This window comes from uncultured Ralstonia sp. (assembly GCA_913056305.1).
Taxonomy (GTDB): Bacteria; Pseudomonadota; Gammaproteobacteria; order Burkholderiales; family Burkholderiaceae; genus Ralstonia.
Map to the genome: position 1 here is coordinate 1 of CAJXMR010000062.1, position 23,135 is coordinate 23,135.

Consider the following 23,135-nt stretch of genomic DNA (forward strand, 5'->3'; position numbering starts at 1 on the left):
GGTAAGACGGCCACGCGCCATACCTCGGCGGAGTTCGTGGCCTTCCTCGCCGACATCGTCGCCAATCAGCCCAGCGGTAAAGAGATTCACGTCATTGCCGACAACCTCTCGGCACACAAGACCAAGCAGGTCAGCGCATTCTTGGCTGAGCACCCCACGGTCCACATGCACTTCACGCCGACCTATTCGTCCTGGCTCAATCAGGTCGAGTTGTGGTTCGCCAAGATCGAGCGCGATGTGATTGCGCGGGGCGTCTTCACCTCAGTGGCTGACCTCAAGCGCAAGCTCATGCGCTACATCCGTCAGTACAACAAGCAGCCCAAGCCGGTGAAGTGGAAATACTTCGACCCAACTCGTCGCATTACTCCCGATTCAATCGTTACAGGCCACTAGTATCCGCCCCGCTTACCGATCAATCACTTTTGCATAGGAGGACAAAAATCATGCGTCACCTCGTTTCCCCCTTTGCAGGCCCTTGCCTGGGTTGATCGAATCTCTCGCGCTGTAGCTCACAGCGTCTTCGCATTGCCCCGGCCCTTCGGCCTGCCACATCAGACGTTTTTCTGAACCTGATATGGAATCTTCATGGGCAATTGCATCTTGCATTTGTTCGACGGCGTCACCCTGATCGCCTCGGACGACACCTGGATCGAAGGCGACGCGATCCAACAACTCCAAACAACGAAAGCACTCGACGGCATGCGCCATGTGGCCGGCATGCCCGACCTGCATCCTGGTCGCGGCTACCCCGTGGGCGCGGCGTTCTTCTCGGTCGGCCGCCTGTATCCGGCGCTGATCGGCAACGACATCGGCTGCGGCATGGCGCTGTGGGCCACCGACCTGGACGCCAACAAGGTCAGCCTCGACAAGCTGGACAAGCGGCTCGGCAACATCGACACGCCGCTCGATGAAAGCTGGCATGAACTGGCAGCATCGCTGGCACCGGCCGGCACCGGCTTTGGTGCGGCGCTCGGCACCATCGGCGGCGGCAACCATTTCGCCGAGCTGCAGCGCGTGGACGCCATCTACGATGACGCGGCCGACCTGCCGTTGAACCCGCGACAGCTTCTGCTGCTCGTGCACAGCGGCTCGCGCGGGCTCGGCCAGGCGATCCTGGAAGAACAGGTGCGCACGCACGGGCACGCCGGGCTGGCGCAGGACGATGCCGCCTGCACGGCCTATCTGACGCGCCACGACACGGCACTGCACTTCGCCAAGGCCAACCGCGAGCTGATTGCGCGCCGCATGCTCGATCGGCTGCATGCCGCAGGCAAGCCGCTGCTGGACGTGCACCATAACTTCGTCGCACCGGCCACGGTCGACGGTGAACGCGGCTGGCTGCACCGCAAGGGCACGACGCCGTCCGATGCGGGGCTGGTCGTCATCCCCGGCTCGCGCGGGGATTACAGCTACCTCGTCGCCCCGCAGCCGAGCGAGCACGGCCTGTTCTCGCTCGCCCATGGCGCCGGCCGCAAATGGATGCGCAGCGAGTGCAAGGACCGCCTCGTGCGGCGCTTCACGCCCGCGCAGCTGCACCGCACCAGTCTGGGCGGACACGTGGTCTGCGAAGACAAGCAGTTGATCTACGAAGAGGCCCCCGAAGCCTACAAGCCGATCGACAGCGTCATCGCGCCGCTGGTGGAGGCGGGCCTGGTGAAGGTGCTCGCGCGCCTGCGCCCGGTGCTGACGTACAAGACGCGTGGGGAGTGCTGCTGATGGTGTTGCTGCAATTCTCTTCTGCGCAGGGGCCGGCCGAGTGCGAGTTGGCCGTCGGCAAGGCGTTGGCGTACTTGGCGCGCGAATCAGCCCAAGCTGGGGTGCGGCTCGAAATCCTGGAACAGGAGGACGGGGCACACACCGGCACGCTGTGCTCGGCGCTGATCAGCCTGGAGGGCGATGCCGAAGACGCCATCGCGCAACGCTGGGTCGGCACGATCCAGTGGACGTGCCCGAGCCCCTATCGCCCGCGCCATGCCCGCAAGAACTGGTTCTTCGGCGTGGCGCGCTGCGAGGCGCCGTCGGAAACGCTGCCAAGCGAGATCCGCTTCGAGACCACGCGTTCGTCCGGACCGGGTGGGCAGCATGTGAACAAGACGGAATCGGCGGTGCGCGCCATCCATCTCGCCACCGGCATCAGCGTGAAGGTGCAGACCGAGCGCAGCCAGCACGCCAACAAGCGGCTGGCCGTGCTGCTGCTGGCGCACAAGCTGGCCAATCATGACGCGGAGCTCAACGCCGCCCGGCGCGCGCAACGGCGCACGCTCCACCATCAGGTGGAGCGCGGCAACCCGAGTCGCGTGTTCAAGGGCGAACGGTTCGAGCTGGTGACGGGTGGCTAGCGCGCGGCCTGCCGCGTTCCGGCAAGCTGGTCGCGGCGGTATTCGCCCTGCCGCTCCAGCATCCAGCCGGGGTATTCGGCCGGCAGCCGGCTCAGCCCATCGAGCTGCGCCAGTTCGTCCGCCGTCAGCTCGACCTGCGTGGCGGCGATGTTGTCGTCGAGCTGCTCGACCTTCTTGGCGCCGACGATCACCGTGGTCACCGCGCGCTGGTGCAGCAGCCACGCGAGCGCGATCTGTGCGACCGACACGCCGCGCGCATCGGCCATGACGCGCATCGCGTCGACGCAGGTGAAAGCGCGCTCGCGGTCCACCGGCGGGAAATCGAACGTGGTGCGGCGGCTGCCCTCCACGCCCTGCTGCTCGCGGCCGTATTTGCCGCTGAGCAAGCCACCGGCCAGCGGGCTCCACACCATCAGGCCGAGGCCTTCACTCTGCAGCATTGGCACCAGCTCGCGCTCCAGGTCGCGGCCGGCGATGGTGTAGTAGGCCTGCAGGCTTTCGAAGCGCGCGCAGCCAAGGCGCTCCGCGATACCCAACGCCTTGACGATCTGCCACGCCGCCCAGTTCGACACGCCAACGTAACGCACGTGCCCCTGTTGCACGAGCGTGTCGAGCGCACGCACCGTCTCTTCAATCGGGGTGGCCGGGTCGAAGCCGTGGATCTGGTAGAGATCGATATGGTCGAGCTGCAGGCGCTGCAGGCTCGCCTTGACGCCGTCCATGATGTGATAGCGCGAGGCGCCGCGAGCGTTCGCGCCCTCGCCGGTCTGGCCGAACACCTTGGTGGCGACGACCACGCGGTCGCGCGGCACGCGCAGGTTCTTGAGCGCCTGCCCGGTGATCTGTTCGGACACGCCGTTCGAATACACATCGGCGGTGTCGATGAAATTGATGCCGGCATCGAGCGCGCGCCCGACCAGGCGTTCCGCGTCGATCTGCTGCAGGTCGCCAATGTGCTGCCAGATGCCATCGGTGCCGCCAAAGGTCATGGTGCCCAGGCACAACTCGGATACGAACAGGCCCGTCCGACCCAACTGGTTGTAACGCATGTCGTCAACTCCGGTACGTGGTGAAGAGAAGCTGAGCGCGCGGGCTCAGATGGGGAAAACAGCGCAGAGGATAGGACGGATCGGCAAACCTTGCAGGGCCCTCAGCCCTGCGTGGCGTGATACCCCAGGCGCGACGAGATCGCCGCCCCGGCCTGCTGCAGCAGCGCTACATAGTGCGCCTTGGTATCCGCCCCGCAACGCATGGTCGGGAACGAGATCGACAGCCCGGCGATCACGTGGCCGAAGCGGTCGAACACCGGCACGGCAATGCACAGCAGACCGTCTTCCTGCTCTTCGTTGTCCTCGCCGAAGCCTTGCTGGCGCACGCGCGGCAGGATGCTGAGAACCGCCTCGGCCGAGCCCAGCGTCTTCTGCGTGGATTTCTTGAACTCGACTTGCGACAGCACCTCGCGCGCCTCGTCCGGCGCCATGTACGCCAGCAGCACCTTGCCGATGGCCGTGCTGTGCAGCGGGTTGCGCCGGCCGATGCGCGACTGCATGCGCAGGCCGTAGTCAGCGTCGATCTTGTGGATATAAATGATGGCGTCTTCGTCGAAGGCGCCCAGGTGCACGGCCTCGCGCGTAAGCTGGCCGATGCGGCGCATCTCGGTGTCGGCCTCGCGGACGAGGTCGACGTTCTCCAGCGCCTTGGCGCCAAGCTCGAACAGGCGGATGGTCAGGCGGTAGCGGTCCCCATCTGCATCCGGGCCTTCCTGCGCGACGTAGCCCAGGCCCTTGAGCGTCTGCAGGAAGCGGTGCACCGTCGTCTTCGACATGCCCAACCGCTGCGACAGCTCGCTCGGGCCCACGGCGCCCAGCTCGCCCATCGCGCTCAGGATCATGAACACCTTGTCGACAGCCGAGACCGATTCGGCCTTGTCAGCGCCGGCATCGGCGGGTTCATTGGCAGGCGTGTCGTCCGGCTTGCGTTGCCGGGGCGTGGCTTTCATCTCTCGTGGTTCCGTGAAGTGCAATTCGGCAGAGAGCATAACCCGTGTCATGCCGCGGTCCGTCAATCCGCCCTCTAGCGAGCCAGCCAACCGCCATCCACGGCGAGCGTGTGGCCGTGCACGTAGTCCGACGCCGCCGAGGCGAGGAAGACCACCGCGCCCGCCAGATCGTCCGGCACGCCCCAGCGCCCGGCCGGAATGCGGTTGAGGATCTCCTCGCTGCGCTGCGAGTCTTCGCGCAACTGCGCCGTGTTGTCGGTGGCCATGTAGCCCGGCGCGATGGCGTTGACGTTGATGCCGCGCGCCGCCCATTCGTTGGCCAGCAGCCGCGTCAGCCCCAGCACCCCGCTCTTGGCCGCCGTGTACGACGGCACGCGAATGCCGCCCTGGAACGACAGCATCGACGCCACGTTGATGATCTTGCCGCGCCCGCCCTGCTTCACAAGCTGCCGCGCCACCGCCTGCGAGAGGAAGAACACGCCCTTGAGGTTGACGTCGAGCACGGCGTCCCAATCGGCCTCGGTAAAGTCCAGCGCGTCGCAGCGGCGGATGATGCCGGCGTTGTTGACGAGGATGTCGACGCGGCCGAAGGTGTCCATGGCCGCTTCGATGATGGGGTCGATGGGCGCGAGCGAAGACAGATCGGCGCGCACGTCGACGAAGCGCCGGCTGGCAGACTCCACACAGCGCGCCGTCTGCGCAGCATCGGAACGATTGGCCCCGACGATGTCACAACCGGCCGCCGCCAGCGCCGCCGCCATGCCCGCGCCCAGCCCCGTATTGCAGCCGGTGACGATGGCCACCTTGCCGGTCAGATCAAACAGGCTGGCGAGCGCGTGGCACGCACCATCATCGGCCTTCTGGAGGTAGGGGTTTTCAAGCCGCATGGTGTCAGCGCAGGTCGGCAACGGCGATGTGGTCCATATCGTGGAACACTTGGTTCTCGCCGACCATGCCCCAGATGAAGGTGTAGGCCTGCGTGCCCACGCCCGAGTGGATCGACCAGCTTGGCGAGATCACCGCCTGCTCGTTGTGCACCAGGATGTGGCGCGTCTCCTGCGGCTCGCCAAGCATGTGAAACACCGCCGCGTTGTCCGGCAGATTGAAATAGAAGTACACCTCCATGCGCCGCTCGTGCGTGTGGCACGGCATGGTGTTCCACAGGCTGCCGGGCTCCAGCTTGGTCATGCCCATCGAGAGCTGGCAGGTGGGCAGCACATCCGGCACGATGAACTTGTAGATCGTGCGCCGGTTGCTGGTGGACGCGTCGCCCAGGGTTTCCGGCGAGGCCTGCGCCAGCGTGATCGTGCGGGTCGGATACGCCGTGTGGGCCGGCGCGCAGTTGATGTAGAACTTGGCGGGACGCGCCGCATCGTCGCTGCCGAAGACGACGTTCTTGCCGCCTTGGCCAATATAGATGGCCTCTTCGTTGCCGACGGCATGCCGCACGCCGTCCACCTCCACCCAGCCTGCGTCGCCGATGTTGATCGCGCCCAGCTCGCGGCGTTCCAGTAGATGGCTCACACCCATCGACTTGGCGAGCGACCCCGGCACCTCCACCGGCCGTGTCGCAGGCCACGCGCCGCCCACGATGATCCGGTCGATGTGGCTGTAGGTGAGCTTGAGCGCATCGCGCTCGAACACCTGCTCCACCAGGAACTGGCGACGCAGGCCCGCCGTGTCGAGGGTTTTCGCGTGTTCGCTGTGAATGCCTTGCCGCACATCCATGCCGTTTCTCCGTTGGGGGATACACCGTAGCGACTGCGCCGCCGGCTGTTCTGAGCGGGATTGAATCACAAAAAACAAAAATACGGAACGTCGATCCGAATTTTTGATGCGAGGCACAACCCAATCCCACAAACGATGCATCGCACACATTTGAGCGCCAGGGTAAACGATCAATCCTTGAAATCAAAAACATGGAACATCGTTCCACATCAACTGCTATAGTCAGCCCGACGGCAGCACCCCCAACCAACCGGACGCGCAGACGTCCATGGAGGAGACGTGAAGATCAAGAAGGCGATGGACCGCATTCCGGGCGGACTGATGCTCGTGCCGCTGCTGTTGGGCGCATGCGTGCACACGTTCGCGCCCAACGCGGGGAAGTACTTCGGCTCGTTCACCAACGGCCTGATCACCGGCACAGTGCCGATCCTGGCGGTATGGTTCTTCTGCATGGGTGCCACCATCGACCTGCGCGCCACCGGCGTGGTGCTGCGCAAGTCGGGCACGCTGCTGCTGACCAAGATCGCAGTGGCATGGCTGGCGACGTTAGTCGCCGCGCAATTCATCCCCGACGAGGGCATCAAGACCGGCATCCTGGCCGGGCTGTCGCTGCTGGCGATCACCACGTCGATGGACATGACCAACGGCGGGCTCTACGCCGCCGTCATGCAGCAGTACGGCACCAAGGAGGAAGCCGGCGCCTTCGTTCTGATGTCGGTGGAATCGGGGCCGCTGGTGAGCATGCTGATCCTGGGCGCGACCGGCATTGCCGTGTTCGAGACACGGCTGTTCGTGGGCGCCGTGCTGCCCTTCCTGATCGGCTTCACGCTGGGCAATCTCGACAGCGAACTGCGCGAGCTGTTCGGCCGCTGCGTGCATCCGCTCATTCCGTTCTTCGGCTTTGCGCTGGGCAACGGTATCGACCTGAACGTGATTGCCAAGAGCGGCTTCCCGGGCCTGCTGCTCGGCCTGACGGTGATCGTCATCACGGGCGTGCCGCTGATCCTGGCCGACAAGTTCATCGCTGGCGGCAATGGCGCGGCGGGGCTGGCGGCGTCTTCAACAGCCGGGGCCGCGGTGGCCAACCCGGCGATCATCGGCGAGATGATCCCCAAGTTCAAACCCATGGTGCCCGCTGCGACCGCGCTGGTGGCCACCGCCTGCCTCGTAACGGCGATCGTCGTGCCGATCCTGACGGCGATGTGGGTGCGGCGCGTAGGCCGTGCTGCGCCATTGCCCGAGCCGGACACTGCGGGCATGCCGCCCACACCCGCGCTGGAACGCGAAGCCCACTTCTGAGCGCCGACGATGCGCCCTCAACAAGACCAGAGAGGAGAACCCCCATGCCTTTGCACCCGCTCACCCGCCGCGCTGCCGGCGTCGTCATGACCGTCGCCCTCGTCGCGGGCAGCGCCCTCACCCACGCGGCCACGGACACAGAGACTGTCGCTCAGACCGTCGAGCGCCTGCGTGTCGCCATGGTCGCCAGCGATGGCGCCACGCTCAAGTCGCTCATCGAGAACGATCTGACCTACGGCCACTCGTCCGGCAAGCTGGAAGACCGCGCGGCCTTCCTCAACACGCTGGACGGCACGAACTCGTTCCAATCGATTGTGTTGACCAACCAGGCCGTCCAGGTGAACGGTGACAACGCCTGGGTGCGCCACGTGTTCGACTCGGTCAATAACCTGCCGGACAGCAAGACGAGCACCGCGCATATCGGCGTACTGCAGGTGTGGAAGAAGCATCCGGACGGCTGGCGCCTGTTTGCGCGCCAGGCCTACTTGCTGCCCAAGGAATGACGGAGTGGATGCCTCGATGACCACGTCCACACTCCAAGGCCGGCTGACCGGCAAGACCGCCCTCGTGACAGCCGCCGCCCAAGGCATCGGCCGCGCCTGCGCCGAGCGCTTCGCCCGCGAAGGCGCCCGCGTGATTGCCACCGACCTCCGCATCGACGGGCTCAACGACGCGCCATTCGAGGTGCGCTGCCTGGACGTGCGCGACACCGGGCAGGTGAACGCGCTCGCCGCCGAACTCGGCGCCGTCGATATCCTCTTCAACTGCGCGGGCTTCGTGCATGCCGGCTCGGTGCTCGACTGCGACGAAGACGCCTGGGACTTTTCCTTCGACCTCAACGTCAAGTCGATGTACCGTACGATCCGAGCATTCCTCCCTGCGATGCTGGAGCGCGGTGGCGGCAGCGTCATCAACATGGCGTCGGCCGCGTCGAGTATCAAGGGCGTGCCGAACCGCTTCGTATATGGCGCGTCGAAGGCCGCCGTGATCGGGCTGACCAAGGCGGTGGCCGCAGACTTCGTGGCGCGCGGCGTTCGTTGCAACGCAATCTGCCCAGGTACCGTGGTGTCGCCGTCGCTCGCGAAGCGCATCGATGAACAGGCAAGCGCACAAGGCAAGCCGCGCGCCGAGATCGAAGCTGCCTTCGTGGCACGCCAGCCGATGGGGCGCCTGGGCCAGCCGGAGGAGATCGCCGCGCTGGCCGCCTACCTGGCGTCCGACGAGGCGGCGTTCACCACGGGCCAGGTGCACCTGATCGACGGCGGCTGGTCCAACTGACCCAACCGATGTTCCCTCAACCACTCAGAGTCTTGCCATGAAACTGCTGCGCTTCGGCCCCAAGGGCGAAGAGAAACCGGGTCTGCTGGATGCCGCCGGTACGATCCGTGACCTGTCTGGCATTGTCGACGACATTGCCGGCAGCGTGCTGTCGGATGCCTCGCTTACCAGGCTGCGCGACATCGACCCGACCACGCTGCCGACGGTGAGCGGCCAGCCACGCATCGGCCCGTGCGTCGGGCGCGTCGGCAAGCTGGTCTGCATCGGCCTGAACTACGCCGACCACGCTGCGGAATCCGGCCTGCCGGTGCCCACCGAGCCGGTCGTCTTCAACAAATGGACCAGCGCCATCTGCGGCCCAAACGACAACATCGAGATCCCACGCGGCTCCGTCAAGACCGATTGGGAAGTCGAATTGGGCGTGGTGATCGGCAAGGCCGCCAAGTACATCGACGAGGCTGATGCACTGGACTACGTTGCCGGCTACTGCGTCGTCAACGATGTGTCCGAGCGCGAATGGCAAATCGAGCGCGGCGGCCAATGGGACAAGGGCAAGGGCTTCGATACATTCGGCCCGCTCGGCCCGTGGCTCGTCACACGCGACGAAGTGCCCGACCCACAGGCGCTGGACCTCTGGCTGGAGGTGGATGGCCACCGCTACCAGAACGGCAACACGCGCACGATGGTGTTTGGCGTGGCGCAGTTGGTGGCGTACCTGAGCCGCTGCATGAGCCTGCAGCCGGGCGACGTCATCTCGACCGGCACGCCGCCGGGCGTTGGGCTGGGCATCAAGCCGAACCCGGTCTACCTGAAGGCGGGGCAGACCATGCGCTTGGGCATCGCCGGCTTGGGCGAGCAGTTGCAGCACACCATCTCGGCGGGCTGAGGCCTAGCGCTCCAATTCTGCAAAACGCTGCGCGACGAGGTTGCGCAGCCATTGGTTGCCGGCGTCCTGGTGGAAGCGCCGGTGCCAGAACACGTTGGTCTGCAGGGCGGGCAATTTCAGCGGCGGCGCCACGAACTGCAGCCCGAACGGCGGCGCCGCGCGCTCGGCCAGCTTGCGCGGCACCGTCACCACCAGATCCGTCGTGCTGACGATGTAGGGCACCGCCACGAAGTGCGGCACCGAGAAGCGCGCGGATTGCGTGATCCCCGCCTTGTCGAGCAACGGGCCGATGGCGTTGTACGGGCTGGCGGAACTGGCCACCACGAGGTGCGACGCGGCGCGAAAGCGTTCCAGTGTCAGTTCGCCCTCCCCCAACACGTGGCCGCGCCGGAACATCGTCACGTAGTCCTGCTGGAACAGGCGGCGCTGGAACACGCTCTCGCCCGACAGGTCGTCGAACGCGCCGATGGCGAGGTCGATGGCGCCCGCCTCCATCCCCGCCTTCATATCGAACGCGCCCGCGCGCACCGTATCGATGCGCACGCCGGGCGCCTGCTCCGCACAGAGCTGGGCCAGCACCGGCATGAAATACACCTCGCCGACGTCGCTCATGGCGATGGTGAAGCTACGCGTCGAGCTGGCGGCGTCGAAATGGGTGCGCTGGCCCAGCGCCCGCTGCAGCGTATCGAGCGCCATCGCCACTGGCTCGGCCAGTTGCTCGGCCAGTGCGGTCGGCATCATGCCGCGCGGGGTACGCACAAACAGCTCGTCATCGAAGGTCTGGCGCAGGCGGGCCAGCGCGTTGCTCACGGCCGGCTGCGACAGCCCCAGCCGCTCGGCCACGGCGGAAATGCGCTTCTCGCGCAGGATCTCCTGGAAGACCACCAGCAGGTTCAGGTCCACATCCCGCAGGTTCAGCATGGCTCGGCCTCCACATTCACAATATCAATAGCATGCATTCTCGCATTGATATTCCAAATTTTCACCCGATCCGGACAATACGCGCTACCCAACCAGAACGACAGAGCGGCCCAAACAAATGCCGCCACCGGAGACCACCATGCGCCCTGCCCCCGCTGCGCCTGCTTCACCCGTTGCATCGTCTTCCATCGACCTCACCCGCCTGATCGACCAAGGCAAGGTGGGCGGCTTCCAGATCCTATTGCTCGCCATCTGCGGGCTGTGCCTGATCATCGACGGCTTTGACGTGCAGGCCATGGGCTATGTGGCGCCGGCCATCATCAAGGACTGGAACATCACCAAGGCGAGCCTTGGGCCGGTGTTCGGCGCCGGGTTGTTCGGCATGCTGGTCGGCTCACTCGTCTTTGGCGTGCTGGGCGACCGCTTCGGGCGGCGGCCGGTGCTGATCATTGCCACCTTCTTCTTTGCCGCGTGCATGCTGGCCACCACGCAGGTGCAGACGGTGCAGGCGCTGCTCGTGCTGCGCTTTATCACCGGATTGGGCCTGGGCTGCATCATGCCCAACGCGATGGCGCTGGCCGGTGAGTTCAGCCCGGCGCGCTCGCGTGTGACGTGGATGATGCTGGTGTCGTGCGGCTTTACGGTGGGCGCGGCTCTGGGCGGGTTCGTGAGCGCGGCGCTGCTGTCGCGGTTTGGCTGGCAGGCGGTGTTCCTGGTCGGCGGGCTGGTGCCGCTGGTGATCGGCACGATGATGGCGCTGTGGCTGCCCGAGTCGCTGCAATATCTTGTCCTCAAGGGTGATCCGCAGACGCGCCATCAACGCCTCGCACGCTGGCTGGGCAAGCTCGCTCCGCAATTGCAGGTGAATGCGCAGACGCAGTTCGTGGTGCCCGAGGCGCCCGCGCACGGCATGCCGGTCTCGGCGCTGTTCACCGAGGGCCGCGCCAAGGTCACGCTGGTGCTGTGGGTCATCAACTTCATGAACCTGATCGACCTGTACTTCCTGTCGAACTGGCTGCCGACGCTGATCCGCGATGCGGGTTACCCGACGGACACCTCGGTGCTGGTGGCGACCGCCCTGCAGGTGGGCGGCGTGATCGGCACGCTCACGCTGGGCCGCCTGATCGACCGCCTCGGTTTCGTGCGCGTGCTGGCGGTGTGCTTCCTGATCGCCTGTGCCACCGTGGCGCTGATCGGCCATGTGGCGGCGGCGCTGCCGCTGCTGGTGGCGGTGGTGTTCGTGGCAGGTTTTTGCATTGTCGGTGGGCAGCCGGCGGTGAATGCGTTGGCCGCCACGTATTACCCGACCACGCTGCGCGCCACCGGCATCGGCTGGAGCCTGGGCGTGGGCCGTATCGGCTCGGTGCTGGGCCCGGTGGTCGGCGGGCAATTGATTGCCATGCAGTGGACTGGTACGGCGCTGTTCTCGGCCGCGGCGGTGCCGGCGCTGGTGTCGTTCGGCATGGTGCTGGCGTTGACGCTGGCCGCCAGTGGCCCCGACGCCGCTCGCTTTGCTGCACGCCGCCCGGCCTGATCACGCTGTAACGACTACGCTTTCTCTTGACGCACCTCTTCACCTCGAGGACTTCCCCATGAACATGCTCGCCCCGACGGCCAAGAACGCATTCACCCCTGCGTCGCTGGACCGGCCCGCTTACCAGAGCGGCTTCGGCAACGAGTTCGCCACCGAAGCCCTGCCGGGCGCGTTGCCGCACGGCCAGAACTCGCCGCAGAAGGCGCCGTACGGCCTGTATGCCGAGCAGCTTTCCGGCACCGCCTTCACCGCGCCGCGCGCGCACAACCGCCGCTCGTGGCTGTACCGCATCCGCCCGGGCGCAGTGCACCTGCCGTTCGAGGCCATCGCGCAAAGCCGCTTCCACAGCAGCTTCAACGAGGTGCCGCCCTCGCCCAACCAGTTGCGCTGGGACCCGCTGCCTACGCCAGCCGCTGGCACCGATTTCATCGATGGCATCGTCACCTTCGCCGGCAACGGCGGCCCGGATGCGCAGACCGGCTGCGGCATCCACCTGTACTCCGCCAACGCGTCGATGACCGACCGCTTCTTCTACAACGCCGACGGCGAACTGCTGATCGTGCCCCAGCAAGGCCGCCTGCGCCTGCTGACGGAAATGGGCGTGCTCGATGTCGAGCCGCTGGAGATCGTGGTCGTGCCGCGCGGCGTGCGCTTCCGCGTCGAGCTGCCGGAGGGCGAGGCACGCGGCTACATCTGCGAGAACTTCGGCGCGCTCTTCCGCCTGCCGGACCTGGGCGTGATCGGCTCGAACGGCCTGGCCAACCCGCGCGACTTCCTCACGCCGCATGCCTGGTACGAAGACCGCGAGGGCGATTTCGAACTCGTCGCCAAGTTCCAGGGCAGCCTGTGGCGCGCCAAGATCGGCCACTCGCCGCTGGACGTGGTGGCCTGGCACGGCAACTTCGCGCCGTACAAGTACGACCTGCGCCTGTTCAACACCATCGGCTCGATCAGCTACGACCACCCGGACCCGTCAATCTTCCTGGTGCTGCAGAGCCCGTCCGCCGTACCGGGCGTGGACACCATCGACTTCGTGATCTTCCCGCCGCGCTGGCTCGCGGCCGAGAACACGTTCCGCCCGCCCTGGTTCCACCGCAATATCGCCAGCGAGTTCATGGGCCTGATCCAGGGCGTGTACGACGCCAAGGCCGAAGGCTTCGTACCGGGCGGCGCGAGCCTGCACAACTGCATGAGCGGCCATGGCCCCGACGCCGAGACGTTCGAGAAGGCCAGCAATGGAGACACGACGAAACCGCACAAGGTGGACGCCACCATGGCCTTCATGTTCGAGACGCCCGCGGTGATCCGCCCGACGCGCTTTGCGGCCGAATCGGCGCAGCTGCAGGCCAAGTACTTCGAGTGCTGGCAGGGCCTGCAGAAGCACTTCGACCCGACCAAGCCCTGAGCCCGTCTTCCGACAACACGAACGAACCACGCCCCCACCATGACCACACGACTCTTGAGCTGGCTGGAATCGGCCAACACGCCCGACACGCACTTCCCGCTGGAGAACCTGCCCTTCGGCGTCTTCTCCACCAAGGAAAACCCCTCGCCGCGCGCGGGCGTGGCCCTGGGCGACCAGGTGATCGACCTCGGCGCACTGGACGATGCCGGCCTGCTGCCCGCCTCCGCGCGCGGCGCCTTCCGCACCGGCACGTTGAACACCTTCATCGCACTGGGCAAGCCGGTGTGGCACGAGACGCGCAAGCGCCTGCAGACGCTGTTCAGCACGAGCGACATGCACGTGCGCGACAACGCCACGCTGCACAGCCGCGCGTTGGTGCCGGCGGCGCATGCCGTGATGCACCTGCCGATCGACATTCCTGGCTACACGGATTTCTATTCGTCCAAGGAGCACGCCACCAATGTCGGTCGCATGTTCCGTGACCCGGACAACGCGCTGCTGCCCAACTGGCTGGAGATCCCGATCGGCTACAACGGCCGCGCCAGCTCGGTGGTGGTGAGCGGCACGCCGCTGCACCGCCCGCTGGGCCAGCTCAAGCTGCCGGACCAACCGCGCCCGATCTTCGGCGCGTGCCGCAAGCTGGACTACGAGCTGGAGATGGCCTTCGTGGTCGGCAAGCCGAGCGCGCTGGGCGAGGCCATTTCCGTCGACGCTGCACCCGAGCACATGTTTGGCGTGGTGCTGCTCAACGACTGGAGCGCGCGCGATATCCAGCAATGGGAATACGTGCCGCTGGGCCCGTTCAACTCCAAGGGCTTCGGCACGTCGATCTCGCCGTGGATCGTGACGATGGAAGCGCTGGAGCCGTTCCGCGTGGCCAACCCCGAGCAATCGCCCGAGCCGCTGGCGTACCTGCGCCAGAGCCATCCGAACGCCTACGACGTCGCACTGGAAACGGCGCTGCGTCCGCACGGCACGCCCAACAATGAGCGCACCACCATCGCCCGCACCAACTTCCGCACGATGTACTGGACCATGGCGCAGCAGCTCGCGCACCACACCGTGTCCGGCTGCAACGTGCGCGTGGGGGATCTGATGGGCTCCGGCACCATCAGCGGCACCGCGCCGGATTCGTATGGCAGCCTGCTGGAGCTGACGGTCAATGGCAAGCAGCCGCTGCAGTTGGGCAACGGTGCCACGCGCGCCTTCCTGGAAGACGGCGACGAAGTCATCATGACCGGCTGGTGCCAGGGCGACGGCTATCGCGTCGGCTTTGGTGAAGTGCGTGGCGAGATTCTGCCGGCACGCAGTGTGAAGTAACTGCCAATCGAGCGGCGGATTCACAGTCCGCCGCTCCCTTCATTCCCGCTTCGCGCCCGCGCACGCCAGCATGGCGTCGCCGATCACATCCTCGCCGCGCGCCTTCAGCCCCTCGCCGGCACCGCGGATATCCCGCGCTTCCTTGTTCTGCCCAAGCTTGAGCTTGCCCTCCAGCCGCGTGATCTCGATCTCGATGCCGACAATCATCTTGAGCATCGCGTCGATGTAGTCCTTGGGACCATCCGACATCTTCCACGGCGCAGGCAGGGGTGCTTCGTGGTTGCGCGTGAGGCGGGCGACCACACCGCGCACGAAGCGCTCGTCATCGTGGATGGTGATGCGGCCATGGGCGTGCGCCACCCGGTAATTCCAGGTCGGCACCTGCTTGTGGTGCTCCTGCTTGCTCGGATACCAGTTCGGCGAGATATAGGCATCGCCCGCGCGGAAGATGACCAGCACTTCGTCGCCGTTGGCCACGTCCTGCCAAACCGGATTCACGCGTGCCACGTGGGCGTGCAGCACGCCGAGCTTGCCTTCTTCCGGATTCAGCAGGAACGGGATGTGGTTCGCATCGAGCCCACTCTTGCCGTGCGTGACCAGCGTGCCGAACGGGTTCTGCGTGATCAGGTCGTGGAGCACCTCGGTGCGCGACTCGTCGAAATGGGCGGGGACGTACATGGCAACTCCGGTGGCGATGGGTTGAGGCTGTGATGCAAACCGTATGCACGCATTCTGACGCCAAACTGGTTTAGGATACAGAACCAGTTTCAACCATTTTTACCGGACCAGAATCCATGGCAAGACGCGCCAAGGCCATCGATCTTCCCGCCATCGGCGAGCTGGACCGCGCCGCCGGCCACCTTGGGCGCCAGTTGGCACAGGCGCTGCGCGAGGCGATCCGGCGGGGCGATCTCAAGCCCGGGGAACTGCTGCCGTCGACACGCCTGCTCGCCCAATCGCTGCAGGTGGCGCGCGGCACCGTGATCGAGGCGTTCGAGCAGTTGATCGCGGAGGGCTTCCTGGCCTCCCTGGGTGGCGCCGGCACGCGGGTGGCGTCGGCCCTGGGCGAATCGCCAAGCCACGCGGACAAACCTCCTGCCCGCGCCGCACGGATGGCGCTGCCCGCGCCCGCCGCTGCCTTCGCGCAGGTCGCTCGGGAGTTTCGCCCGTTGCCGCCGGTGCCGTTCGCCATCTCCGTTCCGGTCGGCCCGACGGCGCCCGATGACGCCTGGCGCCGCATCGGCAACCGGCTGCGAGCCAAAGGCGAAGGCGCGCCGGCCGGGTACAGCGACCCGCAAGGCGCACTGCCACTGCGCGAGGCCATTGCCGACTACGTCCGCAAATCGCGCTCCGTGCGGTGCGAGGCCAGCCAGGTGATCATCACCAGCGGCACGCAGCAGGGCCTGTATCTGTCGTGCCAGGTGCTGCTGGCCACGGGCGACCGCGCCTGGGTCGAAGACCCCGCCTATCGCGGCATCACGGCGATCCTGGAAAACACCGGCCGCCAGGACAGCGTCATCCGCGTGCCGGTCGATGCGGAGGGCATCAACGTCGAGGCCGGCATTGGGATGGCGCCCCATGCGCGCGCCGCGTTCGTCACGCCGTCGCACCAGTATCCGCTGGGCATGCCGATGAGCATGGCGCGACGGACCGCGCTGCTGGCGTGGGCGCGGGCAAACGATGCCTGGATCGTGGAGGACGACTACGACAGCGAGTTGCGCTACGCCGGCCATCCGTTTCCGTCGCTGCAAGGGCTGGACCCGGCGCGCGTGGTCTACCTCGGCACCTTCAGCAAGATCCTGTTCCCGTCGCTGCGGCTCGGGTACGTCATCGTTCCGGACGATCTGGTGGCGGCCTTCTGCGGCGCACGCATCCTGATGGACCGGCATCCGCCGAGCGCCGATCAGCACGTGCTGGCCGCTTTCATGATGGAGGGGCATCTGGACCGGCACATCCGCCGCGTACGCAGCGTCTATGCGGACTGCCGCGCGCAACTGGTGAGCACGCTCGACCAGCTGCTGCCGAAAGACCTGGCCTGGCTGCAGCCCTGCGACCAGGGCATGCACATGGTGCTCTGGCTGGCGGACGGCCTGGACGATCGAATGGTGGCCTCAATGGCGGCCGACGCGGGCGTGGCGGTGCGCGCGGTATCCCCCACCTACGCCGGCGGCAAGGGCTGCCCCGGCTTGATCCTGGGCTTCGGCGGCTTCAGCCCGCAGCAGATGGAAACGGCCGCGCGTGATCTGGCGGCCGTGATCGTCAGCGCGGCGCGTGCGCGGCTCAATCCCGCAGCAGGTTCTTCGCGATGATCAACTGCTGGATCTGCGTGGTGCCCTCGTACAGGCGCAGCAGGCGCACGTCGCGGTAGAAGCGCTCGGCCTTGTACTCGGCAATGTAGCCGGCACCGCCGTGGATCTGCACCGCGCGGTCCGCCACGCGGCCGACCATCTCGGTGCAGAACATCTTCGTGCACGAGGCCAGCATGCTGACTTCGTGGTCCTGCTTGCCAACCGGCTTCGCGTCGTAGCGGCGCGCGCAGTCGCGCACCATCGACATACCCGCGTACAGCTCGGTCTGGCTGTCGGCGAGCATGGCCTGGATCAGCTGGAAATCGGCGATCGGCTGGCCGAACTGCTTGCGTTCTTTGGCGTAAGCGACCGCGTCCGTGATGAGCCGGTGCGCCATGCCGCACGCCAGCGCGGAGATATGCAGGCGCCCACGGTCCAGTACCTTCATCGCCGTCTTGAAGCCCTGCCCCGCCACGCCGCCGATGATATTGGCGGCTGGTACTCGCACGTTGTCGAGAATCACGTCGCAGGTCTTGGTGCCACGCTGCCCCATCTTCTTGTCCGGCTTGCCGAGCGTGATGCCCGGCGTGTCAGCCGGCACGATGAAGGCCGAGATACCGCCGGCGCCTTCGCCCCCGGTGCGCGCCATCAATGTAAAGGCCCCGGCGCGCGGCGCGTTGGTGATGAAACGCTTGGTGCCGTTGATGACGTAGTGATCGCCATCGAGCGTGGCGCGCGTCTGCAAGGATGCCGCGTCGGAGCCGGCATTCGGCTCGGTCAGCGCAAACGAGATGATCAGCTCACCGCTGGCGATGCGCGGCAGGTAATCCGCTTTCTGCGCGTCGGTGCCGTCCATCAGGATGCCCTGCGAGCCGATGCCGACGTTGGTGCCGAACACCGAGCGGAACGCGAACGCCGTGTGCCCGAGGTCGTACACCACCTCGCACTCCTGCGCCATCGACAGTCCGATGCCGCCGTGCTCCTCCGGAATCGAGATGCCGAACAGGCCCATCTCCTTCATGTCGGCGACGATGTCGGCGGGCACGTCATCCTCTTCTTCGAGGATGTTTTCCGCCGGCATGAGCCGTTCCTGGATGAAGCGCTGCACCGATTGCCGCAGCAGGCCGAAGGATTCGTCGTCGAGCGCCATGTCGCTGGCTCCTGTGGGATGTTCCGGTGGATGGTACCGGGTTCAGACGTTTTGACAATCCTGGCATGGATCAACAGAATGTCGAGTCCTATTCACCAATATCGCAGGCCGAGATGGACCTCAACGCGCTCAAGTTGTTCGTGGAAATCGTCGATGCGGGCAACCTGTCGGCGGCGGCGCGCAAGCTGCAAACCACGCGCTCCAATGTGAGCCACCGGCTCAAGGCGTTCGAGCGCGCGCTGGGCGTCCAGCTGCTGCGCCGGACCACGCGCCGCGTCGAGCCCACCGAGGTCGGCGCAGGTATCTACGAGCACGGCCGCAGCATCCTGCGCGAGATGGCGGCAGCCGATGCGCTGGTGTCGTCGCTGGGCAAGTCGTTGCAGGGCAGCGTGCGGCTGTCGGTGCCGACCGGGCTGGGGCACCTGCTGGTGTCGCCGCTGCTGGTGGCGTTCAAGCGCGCGTATCCGGATATCCGGCTGGACGTGCGCTTCGACAACCGCGTGTCCGACCTGATTGGCGAGGACGTGGATGTGGCACTGCGCATCGTGTCGAACCCGCCCGAGTCGCTGGTCGCCACGCTGCTCGATGAAGTCGATTGGGTGCTGTGCGCCGCGCCGGACTACCTGGCCGAACACGGCGTGCCGAAGACACTCGAGGCGTTGGCCGACCACACCATCGTCAGTGCGCCGGCGGTCGGGCAAGCACTGCGGCTGTCGGCACAACTCGGTGACGCGCGCACGCACGTCACGCTCGACCCGGGCGTCTCGTCCGACAACTACCTGTTCCTGCAAGCCTCGGTACGCGCCGGCAATGGCCTGGGCATCCTGCCCTACTACGCCGCGGCCGATGACTTGCGCGCGGGCCACGTCAAGCGCGTGCTGCCGGGCTATCGGTTCAGCGTCTTCGGCAGCCGCCTCTACATGCTCGCGATGCCGAGCCGCTACCGCACACTGGCGACGCGGCATCTGCTGGATTTCCTGAAGGACGGGCTGCAGGGCAAGCTGCCGCGCCTGCCGCAAAAGGAACGCGCCTGACTACGCCTCCAACGCCATCAACCCCGGCAACTGCGCAAAGCAGATCGACTTGGCCGTCTCGATAAAGTCCTGCGCGAACGGTGCCTCGGCGTAGTCGCGCGCCATGGCGGCATAGAGGTCGCTCCACACGCCCTCGCGGCCGACGCGCTTGGCGATCACGTATTCGTAGTCGACGTAGTTCTTGATGCCCCAGCTCGGCAGCGCGGCCAGCCCGCGCCGGCTGGCGACGAGCTGCAGCACCGCGATCGTCAGCTCGGCCGTGCGCCGCGTGAACGCAATGCCGGCCGGCGCCAGCACCTGGCGGATCAGGTCGATGCGCTCTTCCGGCACGGGGTACGTGATGAGCGTCTGGTCGGTAAAGTCCTGCGGCTCCAGCCATTTCTTGTTGTGCAGCGGATGGTCGGTCGGCAGCACCGCCAGGATCTCGAAGCGGAACAGCGGCGCGAACACCACGCCCCGGCGCATCTTGGCGTCGGACCCAATCACAACATCCGCGCGCCCCTCTTTGAGCAGCGCGAGCGGGTCGGTATGGAAGCCGGAGACGAGATCCATCTCCACCTCGGGCCAGCGCTGGCGGAAGGCATCCATCACGGGCATCAACCAGTCGAAGCAGGTGTGGCACTCCAGCGCGATGCGCAGCGTGCCGGACGCGCGGCCCTTGATGCGCTCCAGGTCGCGCTCGGCGGTCTGGATGTCGGCGACCACCTTTTGCGCAAGTTCGAGCAAGCGTTCGCCGGCCTCGCTCAGCTCCACGGTCTGGCCCTTGCGGCGCACCACGGCCAGCCCGTAGTGGGCCTCCAATGCGCGCAACTGATGCGACAGCGCGGATTGCGTCAGGTGCAGCCGCTCGGCCGCACGCGAGACCGAGCCGCCGTCAGCCAATGCGATCAGGGTCCGGAGATGACGGATTTCAAGCATGTTCGTGCGATTTCCAAAATATGAATTGCATTCAACATTATCGAAAATAATATCATTTGATTCATGATCGGTCGTCGCCCATCATCGCAGGACTCAAAAACAAACCTGCTCTCCTGCGACCAACATGACGACCATCCACACCCTCGGCTACCCGCGCATCGGCGCGCAACGCGAGCTGAAGTTCGCGCTCGAATCGTTCTGGAAAGGCGCTTCCACCGAAGCCGACCTGCGCGCCACCGGCCGCACGCTGCGCGAGCGCCACTGGAATGCCCAGCGTGACGCGGGCCTCGATTTCGTGACCGTGGGTGACTTCGCCTGGTACGACCAGGTGCTGCAGACGGCCGCCCTGCTCGGCGCGATCCCGACGCGCTACGGCTTTGATCCGGCGCAGCTGACGCTGGCGCAATCGTTCGTGCTGGCGCGCGGCAATGCCGACCACGCAGCGATGGAAATGACCAAGTGGTTCGACACCAACTACCACTACCTCGTGCCGGAACTGACGCCCGACCTGGCGGATCGGCAATTGGGCCCCGGCACCGAATGGCTGTTCGACGAGGTGCGCGAGGCACAAGCCGCTGGGCACCGCGTGAAAGTGGTGCTGGTCGGGCCGGTCACGTTCCTGCATCTGGCCAAGGCGCGTGGTGGCCTGACCGACAAGCTGGCGCTGCTGCCGCAGCTGCTGCAGGCTTACACGGCCGTGCTCAAGCGCCTCGCTGCGCTGAACGTGGAATGGGTGCAGATCGATGAACCCGCCCTGGTGCTCGACCTGCCGAAGGCCTGGACCGACGCGTTCGCCCCGGCCTACGCCGCGCTGGCCGCTGCCAATGGTCCGAAGCTGCTGCTGGCTACCTACTTCGAGGCAGCCTCGCAACATGCTGCCTTGATCAAATCGCTGCCCGTGGCGGGCGTGCACCTGGATCTCGTGCGCGCGCCGGAGCAGCTTGGCGCCTTCGCGCCGTGGCCGGCGGACAAGATTCTCTCGGTGGGCGTGGTCGATGGCCGCAACATCTGGCGCACGGACCTCGCCCGCGCGCTTGAACGCGTAGCCCCGCTGGCCGAGGCCTTTGGCGATCGCCTGTGGATCGCGCCGAGCTGCTCGCTGCTGCACGTGCCGGTGGATCTGGCCGCCGAGACCAAGCTGGATGAAGAACTGAAGGGCTGGCTGGCCTTCGCGCGCCAGAAGCTGGATGAGCTGGCCGTGCTCAAGCTTGCGCTGGTCGAAGGCCCCGCCTCCGTCCAAGCGGAACTCGACGACAACCGCGCCGCCATCGCCTCGCGTGGGCAATCGCGCCGCGTGCACAACGCCAGCGTCAAGAAGCGCGTGGCCGCCATCCGCGCGGAGGACGCCGAACGCGCCGCCGCCTACCCGGCCCGCGCCGAGGCCCAGCAAGCCCGCCTGAACCTGCCGCTGCTGCCGACCACCACTATCGGTTCGTTCCCGCAGACGGCCGAGATCCGCCAGGCGCGCGCCCAGCACAAGCGCGGCGACCTGCCGGCGCTGGACTACCTGGAGCGCATGCGCGCGGAGATCACCGACGTGGTCCGCCGCCAGGAAGCCCTGGGCCTGGACATGCTGGTGCACGGCGAAGCCGAACGCAACGACATGGTCGAGTACTTCGGCGAGCTGCTGTGGGGCTATGCCTTCACCGCCAACGGCTGGGTGCAGAGCTACGGCTCGCGCTGCGTGAAGCCGCCGGTCATCTACGGCGATGTGTACCGCCCCGAGCCGATGACGGTCGAGTGGTCCAAGTACGCGCAGAGCCAGACGGCCAAGCCGATGAAGGGCATGCTGACCGGCCCGGTGACGATGCTGCAATGGTCCTTCGTGCGTGACGACCAGCCGCGCGAGCAGACCGCGCTGCAGATCGCCCTGGCCCTGCGCGACGAGGTGTGCGACCTGGAGACGGCCGGCATCGCCGCCATCCAGATCGACGAGCCGGCTTTCCGCGAGGGCCTGCCGCTGCGCGCATCGGACGTGCCGGGCTACCTGGAATGGGCGGCGCGCGCCTTCCGCGTGTCGGCCTCGGGCGTGCGCAACGACACGCAGATCCATACGCACATGTGCTATTCGGAGTTCAACGACATCCTGCCGGCCATCGCGTCGATGGATGCCGACGTGATCACGATCGAAACGTCGCGCTCGAACATGGAGCTGCTGGACGCGTTTGGTGAGTTCGCTTACCCGAACGAGATCGGCCCGGGCGTGTACGACATCCACTCGCCGCGCGTGCCACGTGTGGAAGAGATGGAAGCGCTGCTCGACAAGGCCGCGCAGGTGGTGCCGGTGCAGCGCCTGTGGGTCAACCCGGACTGCGGCCTGAAGACGCGCGGCTGGCCGGAGGTGGAAGCGGCGCTGCAAGGCATGGTGGAGGCGACGCGCCGCCTGCGTGCCAAGCATGCCAATGCTGCCCACGCGGGTGCGAAGGCCTCGCAGTCGGAAAGCGCTGTCGCTTGAGTCGTCACGCATGAAAAAACGCCAACCGGATCGCTCCGGTTGGCGTTTTTCTTTGGCCGCAGCCGCTTAGTCCATCCCGTACTTCGGCGAACGCGGACCGTACAGCAGACTGCCCGGATGGCCCGCCGACAGCAGACGCGCGCTGGTCGTGCCGGCCACCTTGTAGCCCGCATCGGTGGCGCTGTTGATGATCTGCGTGACCGCCGCCGTTACCAGCATGCCGATGATGCCGCCACCGCTGTTGTTGTTGCCTTCGTTGCTCGAGGCGCTGGCACGGCCCGTCCACAGTGTCTGACCGCTGCGCAGGTCCACCAGCTTGGCATCGGCAGTCACCACGGTGGCGCTGCTGATCACCATGTACTTGGTGCCGTACTGCGTGATGTTGACGTACAGCGCAGCATCCGCACCAAAGATGTCGTGCAGCTTGGCCACCGGCACGCCATGGATGTCACCGGCGGCGGTCAGGCCGTTCTGACGGAAAGTTTCATCAACCAGCGCGACCGGCAGCACGTAGTAACCAGCCTCAGCCAGCGGCACCGTCACTTGCGACAGCATGCCGTAGGTGGCGCCCACGTCCGGCG

Annotated in this window: 22 protein-coding genes; 13 read left to right on the plus strand and 9 right to left on the minus strand. The window is 66.4% G+C overall.

Features of this window, described 5'->3' with window-relative positions; genetic code table 11:
* The 3 genes from QZ609_RS12260 to prfH form a co-directional block, all read left to right on the plus strand.
* Positions 1–393 (plus strand): IS630 family transposase (locus tag QZ609_RS12260; RefSeq protein WP_295494797.1); only part of this gene is annotated, 393 nt, incomplete at its 5' end.
* Positions 394–585: 192 nt separating this feature from the next.
* A complete protein-coding gene (locus QZ609_RS12265; protein WP_295494800.1) occupies positions 586–1,716 on the plus strand; it encodes an RNA ligase RtcB family protein in 1,131 nt (376 codons plus the stop codon).
* Complete coding sequence (gene prfH / locus QZ609_RS12270; RefSeq protein ID WP_295494803.1) at positions 1,716–2,339, plus strand: peptide chain release factor H; 624 nt, start codon at positions 1,716–1,718, stop codon at positions 2,337–2,339. The genes QZ609_RS12265 and prfH overlap by 1 nt, the downstream gene beginning before the upstream one ends.
* Here the strand turns inward: prfH and QZ609_RS12275 are convergent.
* The 4 genes from QZ609_RS12275 to kduI all read right to left on the minus strand — a co-directional run bounded on the left by QZ609_RS12275 (position 2,336) and on the right by kduI (position 6,066).
* Positions 2,336–3,388, minus strand: coding sequence for an aldo/keto reductase (locus QZ609_RS12275; protein ID WP_295494805.1), 1,053 nt, complete (start codon positions 3,386–3,388; stop codon positions 2,336–2,338). The two genes, prfH and QZ609_RS12275, sit on opposite strands and share 4 nt — an antisense overlap.
* 101 nt (positions 3,389–3,489) lie before the next feature.
* Complete coding sequence (kdgR, locus tag QZ609_RS12280) at positions 3,490–4,338, minus strand: DNA-binding transcriptional regulator KdgR (RefSeq protein ID WP_295494806.1); 849 nt, start codon at positions 4,336–4,338, stop codon at positions 3,490–3,492.
* Positions 4,339–4,412: 74 nt separating this feature from the next.
* Positions 4,413–5,225 (minus strand): 2-dehydro-3-deoxy-D-gluconate 5-dehydrogenase KduD, encoded by an 813-nt coding sequence (gene kduD, locus QZ609_RS12285; RefSeq protein ID WP_295494808.1) that lies wholly within the window; start codon positions 5,223–5,225, stop codon positions 4,413–4,415.
* 4 nt (positions 5,226–5,229) lie between these two features.
* Positions 5,230–6,066, minus strand: coding sequence for a 5-dehydro-4-deoxy-D-glucuronate isomerase (kduI, locus tag QZ609_RS12290; RefSeq protein ID WP_295494810.1), 837 nt, complete (start codon positions 6,064–6,066; stop codon positions 5,230–5,232).
* A 279-nt stretch (positions 6,067–6,345) separates the two neighbouring features.
* Between kduI and kdgT the strand changes: the two genes are divergently transcribed.
* The 4 genes from kdgT to QZ609_RS12310 are packed head-to-tail and all read left to right on the plus strand — an operon-like array spanning position 6,346 to position 9,529.
* Positions 6,346–7,365: a 2-keto-3-deoxygluconate transporter gene (kdgT, locus tag QZ609_RS12295; RefSeq protein ID WP_295494811.1), complete on the plus strand. Its 1,020-nt coding sequence runs from the start codon at positions 6,346–6,348 to the stop codon at positions 7,363–7,365.
* Between the two features lie 44 nt (positions 7,366–7,409).
* Entirely contained in the window at positions 7,410–7,868 is a 459-nt protein-coding gene (locus QZ609_RS12300) for a nuclear transport factor 2 family protein (protein ID WP_295494814.1), read from the plus strand.
* Between the two features lie 16 nt (positions 7,869–7,884).
* Positions 7,885–8,643, plus strand: coding sequence for an SDR family oxidoreductase (locus QZ609_RS12305; protein ID WP_295494816.1), 759 nt, complete (start codon positions 7,885–7,887; stop codon positions 8,641–8,643).
* A gap of 37 nt (positions 8,644–8,680) precedes the next feature.
* Positions 8,681–9,529 (plus strand): ureidoglycolate lyase, encoded by an 849-nt coding sequence (locus tag QZ609_RS12310; protein WP_295494818.1) that lies wholly within the window; start codon positions 8,681–8,683, stop codon positions 9,527–9,529.
* A 3-nt stretch (positions 9,530–9,532) separates the two neighbouring features.
* On the opposite strand, the gene QZ609_RS12315 is transcribed toward QZ609_RS12310, so the two are convergent.
* Positions 9,533–10,450, minus strand: coding sequence for a LysR family transcriptional regulator (locus QZ609_RS12315; RefSeq protein WP_295494820.1), 918 nt, complete (start codon positions 10,448–10,450; stop codon positions 9,533–9,535).
* 139 nt (positions 10,451–10,589) lie between these two features.
* On the opposite strand from QZ609_RS12315, the gene QZ609_RS12320 reads away from it, so the two are divergent.
* From QZ609_RS12320 to fahA, 3 genes are read left to right on the plus strand one after another with little or no spacing between them, the layout of a single operon-like run.
* Positions 10,590–11,984, plus strand: coding sequence for an MFS transporter (locus QZ609_RS12320; protein ID WP_295494822.1), 1,395 nt, complete (start codon positions 10,590–10,592; stop codon positions 11,982–11,984).
* Between the two features lie 58 nt (positions 11,985–12,042).
* The gene (hmgA, locus tag QZ609_RS12325) at positions 12,043–13,389 is read left to right on the plus strand and encodes a homogentisate 1,2-dioxygenase (protein WP_295494825.1); all 1,347 of its coding nucleotides are present in this window, start codon (positions 12,043–12,045) and stop codon (positions 13,387–13,389) included.
* A gap of 39 nt (positions 13,390–13,428) precedes the next feature.
* Positions 13,429–14,709: a fumarylacetoacetase gene (gene fahA / locus QZ609_RS12330; RefSeq protein WP_295494827.1), complete on the plus strand. Its 1,281-nt coding sequence runs from the start codon at positions 13,429–13,431 to the stop codon at positions 14,707–14,709.
* Positions 14,710–14,748: 39 nt separating this feature from the next.
* Here fahA and QZ609_RS12335 read toward each other — a convergent pair whose 3' ends face one another.
* The gene (locus tag QZ609_RS12335) at positions 14,749–15,387 is read right to left on the minus strand and encodes an FMN-binding negative transcriptional regulator (protein WP_295494829.1); all 639 of its coding nucleotides are present in this window, start codon (positions 15,385–15,387) and stop codon (positions 14,749–14,751) included.
* A 116-nt stretch (positions 15,388–15,503) separates the two neighbouring features.
* Here QZ609_RS12335 and QZ609_RS12340 point away from each other — a divergent pair, with 116 nt between their 5' ends.
* Positions 15,504–17,018, plus strand: coding sequence for a PLP-dependent aminotransferase family protein (locus QZ609_RS12340; protein ID WP_295494832.1), 1,515 nt, complete (start codon positions 15,504–15,506; stop codon positions 17,016–17,018).
* On the opposite strand, the gene QZ609_RS12345 is transcribed toward QZ609_RS12340, so the two are convergent.
* Positions 16,990–18,147: an acyl-CoA dehydrogenase family protein gene (locus QZ609_RS12345; protein WP_295494834.1), complete on the minus strand. Its 1,158-nt coding sequence runs from the start codon at positions 18,145–18,147 to the stop codon at positions 16,990–16,992. The genes QZ609_RS12340 and QZ609_RS12345 overlap by 29 nt on opposite strands.
* 113 nt (positions 18,148–18,260) lie before the next feature.
* On the opposite strand from QZ609_RS12345, the gene QZ609_RS12350 reads away from it, so the two are divergent.
* A complete protein-coding gene (locus QZ609_RS12350) occupies positions 18,261–19,181 on the plus strand; it encodes a LysR family transcriptional regulator (RefSeq protein ID WP_295494844.1) in 921 nt (306 codons plus the stop codon).
* On the opposite strand, the gene QZ609_RS12355 is transcribed toward QZ609_RS12350, so the two are convergent.
* Entirely contained in the window at positions 19,182–20,099 is a 918-nt protein-coding gene (locus QZ609_RS12355) for a LysR family transcriptional regulator (protein ID WP_295494836.1), read from the minus strand.
* A 124-nt stretch (positions 20,100–20,223) separates the two neighbouring features.
* Here QZ609_RS12355 and metE point away from each other — a divergent pair, with 124 nt between their 5' ends.
* The gene (gene metE, locus QZ609_RS12360; protein ID WP_295494839.1) at positions 20,224–22,554 is read left to right on the plus strand and encodes a 5-methyltetrahydropteroyltriglutamate--homocysteine S-methyltransferase; all 2,331 of its coding nucleotides are present in this window, start codon (positions 20,224–20,226) and stop codon (positions 22,552–22,554) included.
* A 66-nt stretch (positions 22,555–22,620) separates the two neighbouring features.
* On the opposite strand, the gene QZ609_RS12365 is transcribed toward metE, so the two are convergent.
* Positions 22,621–23,135, minus strand: a 515-nt coding sequence (locus QZ609_RS12365; protein ID WP_295494842.1) for a GNA1162 family protein, incomplete at its 5' end; no start/stop codon positions are given.

Coding starts and splice junctions, on each gene's coding strand:
- kduI (WP_295494810.1), bottom strand. CDS start 6,066: ATGGATGTGCGGCAAGGCATTCACAGCGAACACGCGAAAACCCTCGAC.
- QZ609_RS12305 (WP_295494816.1), top strand. CDS start 7,885: ATGACCACGTCCACACTCCAAGGCCGGCTGACCGGCAAGACCGCCCTC.
- QZ609_RS12335 (WP_295494829.1), bottom strand. CDS start 15,387: ATGTACGTCCCCGCCCATTTCGACGAGTCGCGCACCGAGGTGCTCCAC.
- fahA (WP_295494827.1), top strand. CDS start 13,429: ATGACCACACGACTCTTGAGCTGGCTGGAATCGGCCAACACGCCCGAC.
- hmgA (WP_295494825.1), top strand. CDS start 12,043: ATGAACATGCTCGCCCCGACGGCCAAGAACGCATTCACCCCTGCGTCG.
- QZ609_RS12275 (WP_295494805.1), bottom strand. CDS start 3,388: ATGCGTTACAACCAGTTGGGTCGGACGGGCCTGTTCGTATCCGAGTTG.
- QZ609_RS12345 (WP_295494834.1), bottom strand. CDS start 18,147: ATGGCGCTCGACGACGAATCCTTCGGCCTGCTGCGGCAATCGGTGCAG.
- QZ609_RS12320 (WP_295494822.1), top strand. CDS start 10,590: ATGCGCCCTGCCCCCGCTGCGCCTGCTTCACCCGTTGCATCGTCTTCC.
- metE (WP_295494839.1), top strand. CDS start 20,224: ATGACGACCATCCACACCCTCGGCTACCCGCGCATCGGCGCGCAACGC.
- QZ609_RS12340 (WP_295494832.1), top strand. CDS start 15,504: ATGGCAAGACGCGCCAAGGCCATCGATCTTCCCGCCATCGGCGAGCTG.
- QZ609_RS12300 (WP_295494814.1), top strand. CDS start 7,410: ATGCCTTTGCACCCGCTCACCCGCCGCGCTGCCGGCGTCGTCATGACC.
- QZ609_RS12315 (WP_295494820.1), bottom strand. CDS start 10,450: ATGCTGAACCTGCGGGATGTGGACCTGAACCTGCTGGTGGTCTTCCAG.
- QZ609_RS12350 (WP_295494844.1), top strand. CDS start 18,261: ATGGACCTCAACGCGCTCAAGTTGTTCGTGGAAATCGTCGATGCGGGC.
- kdgR (WP_295494806.1), bottom strand. CDS start 4,338: ATGAAAGCCACGCCCCGGCAACGCAAGCCGGACGACACGCCTGCCAAT.
- prfH (WP_295494803.1), top strand. CDS start 1,716: ATGGTGTTGCTGCAATTCTCTTCTGCGCAGGGGCCGGCCGAGTGCGAG.
- QZ609_RS12265 (WP_295494800.1), top strand. CDS start 586: ATGGGCAATTGCATCTTGCATTTGTTCGACGGCGTCACCCTGATCGCC.
- QZ609_RS12355 (WP_295494836.1), bottom strand. CDS start 20,099: ATGCTTGAAATCCGTCATCTCCGGACCCTGATCGCATTGGCTGACGGC.
- kduD (WP_295494808.1), bottom strand. CDS start 5,225: ATGCGGCTTGAAAACCCCTACCTCCAGAAGGCCGATGATGGTGCGTGC.
- QZ609_RS12310 (WP_295494818.1), top strand. CDS start 8,681: ATGAAACTGCTGCGCTTCGGCCCCAAGGGCGAAGAGAAACCGGGTCTG.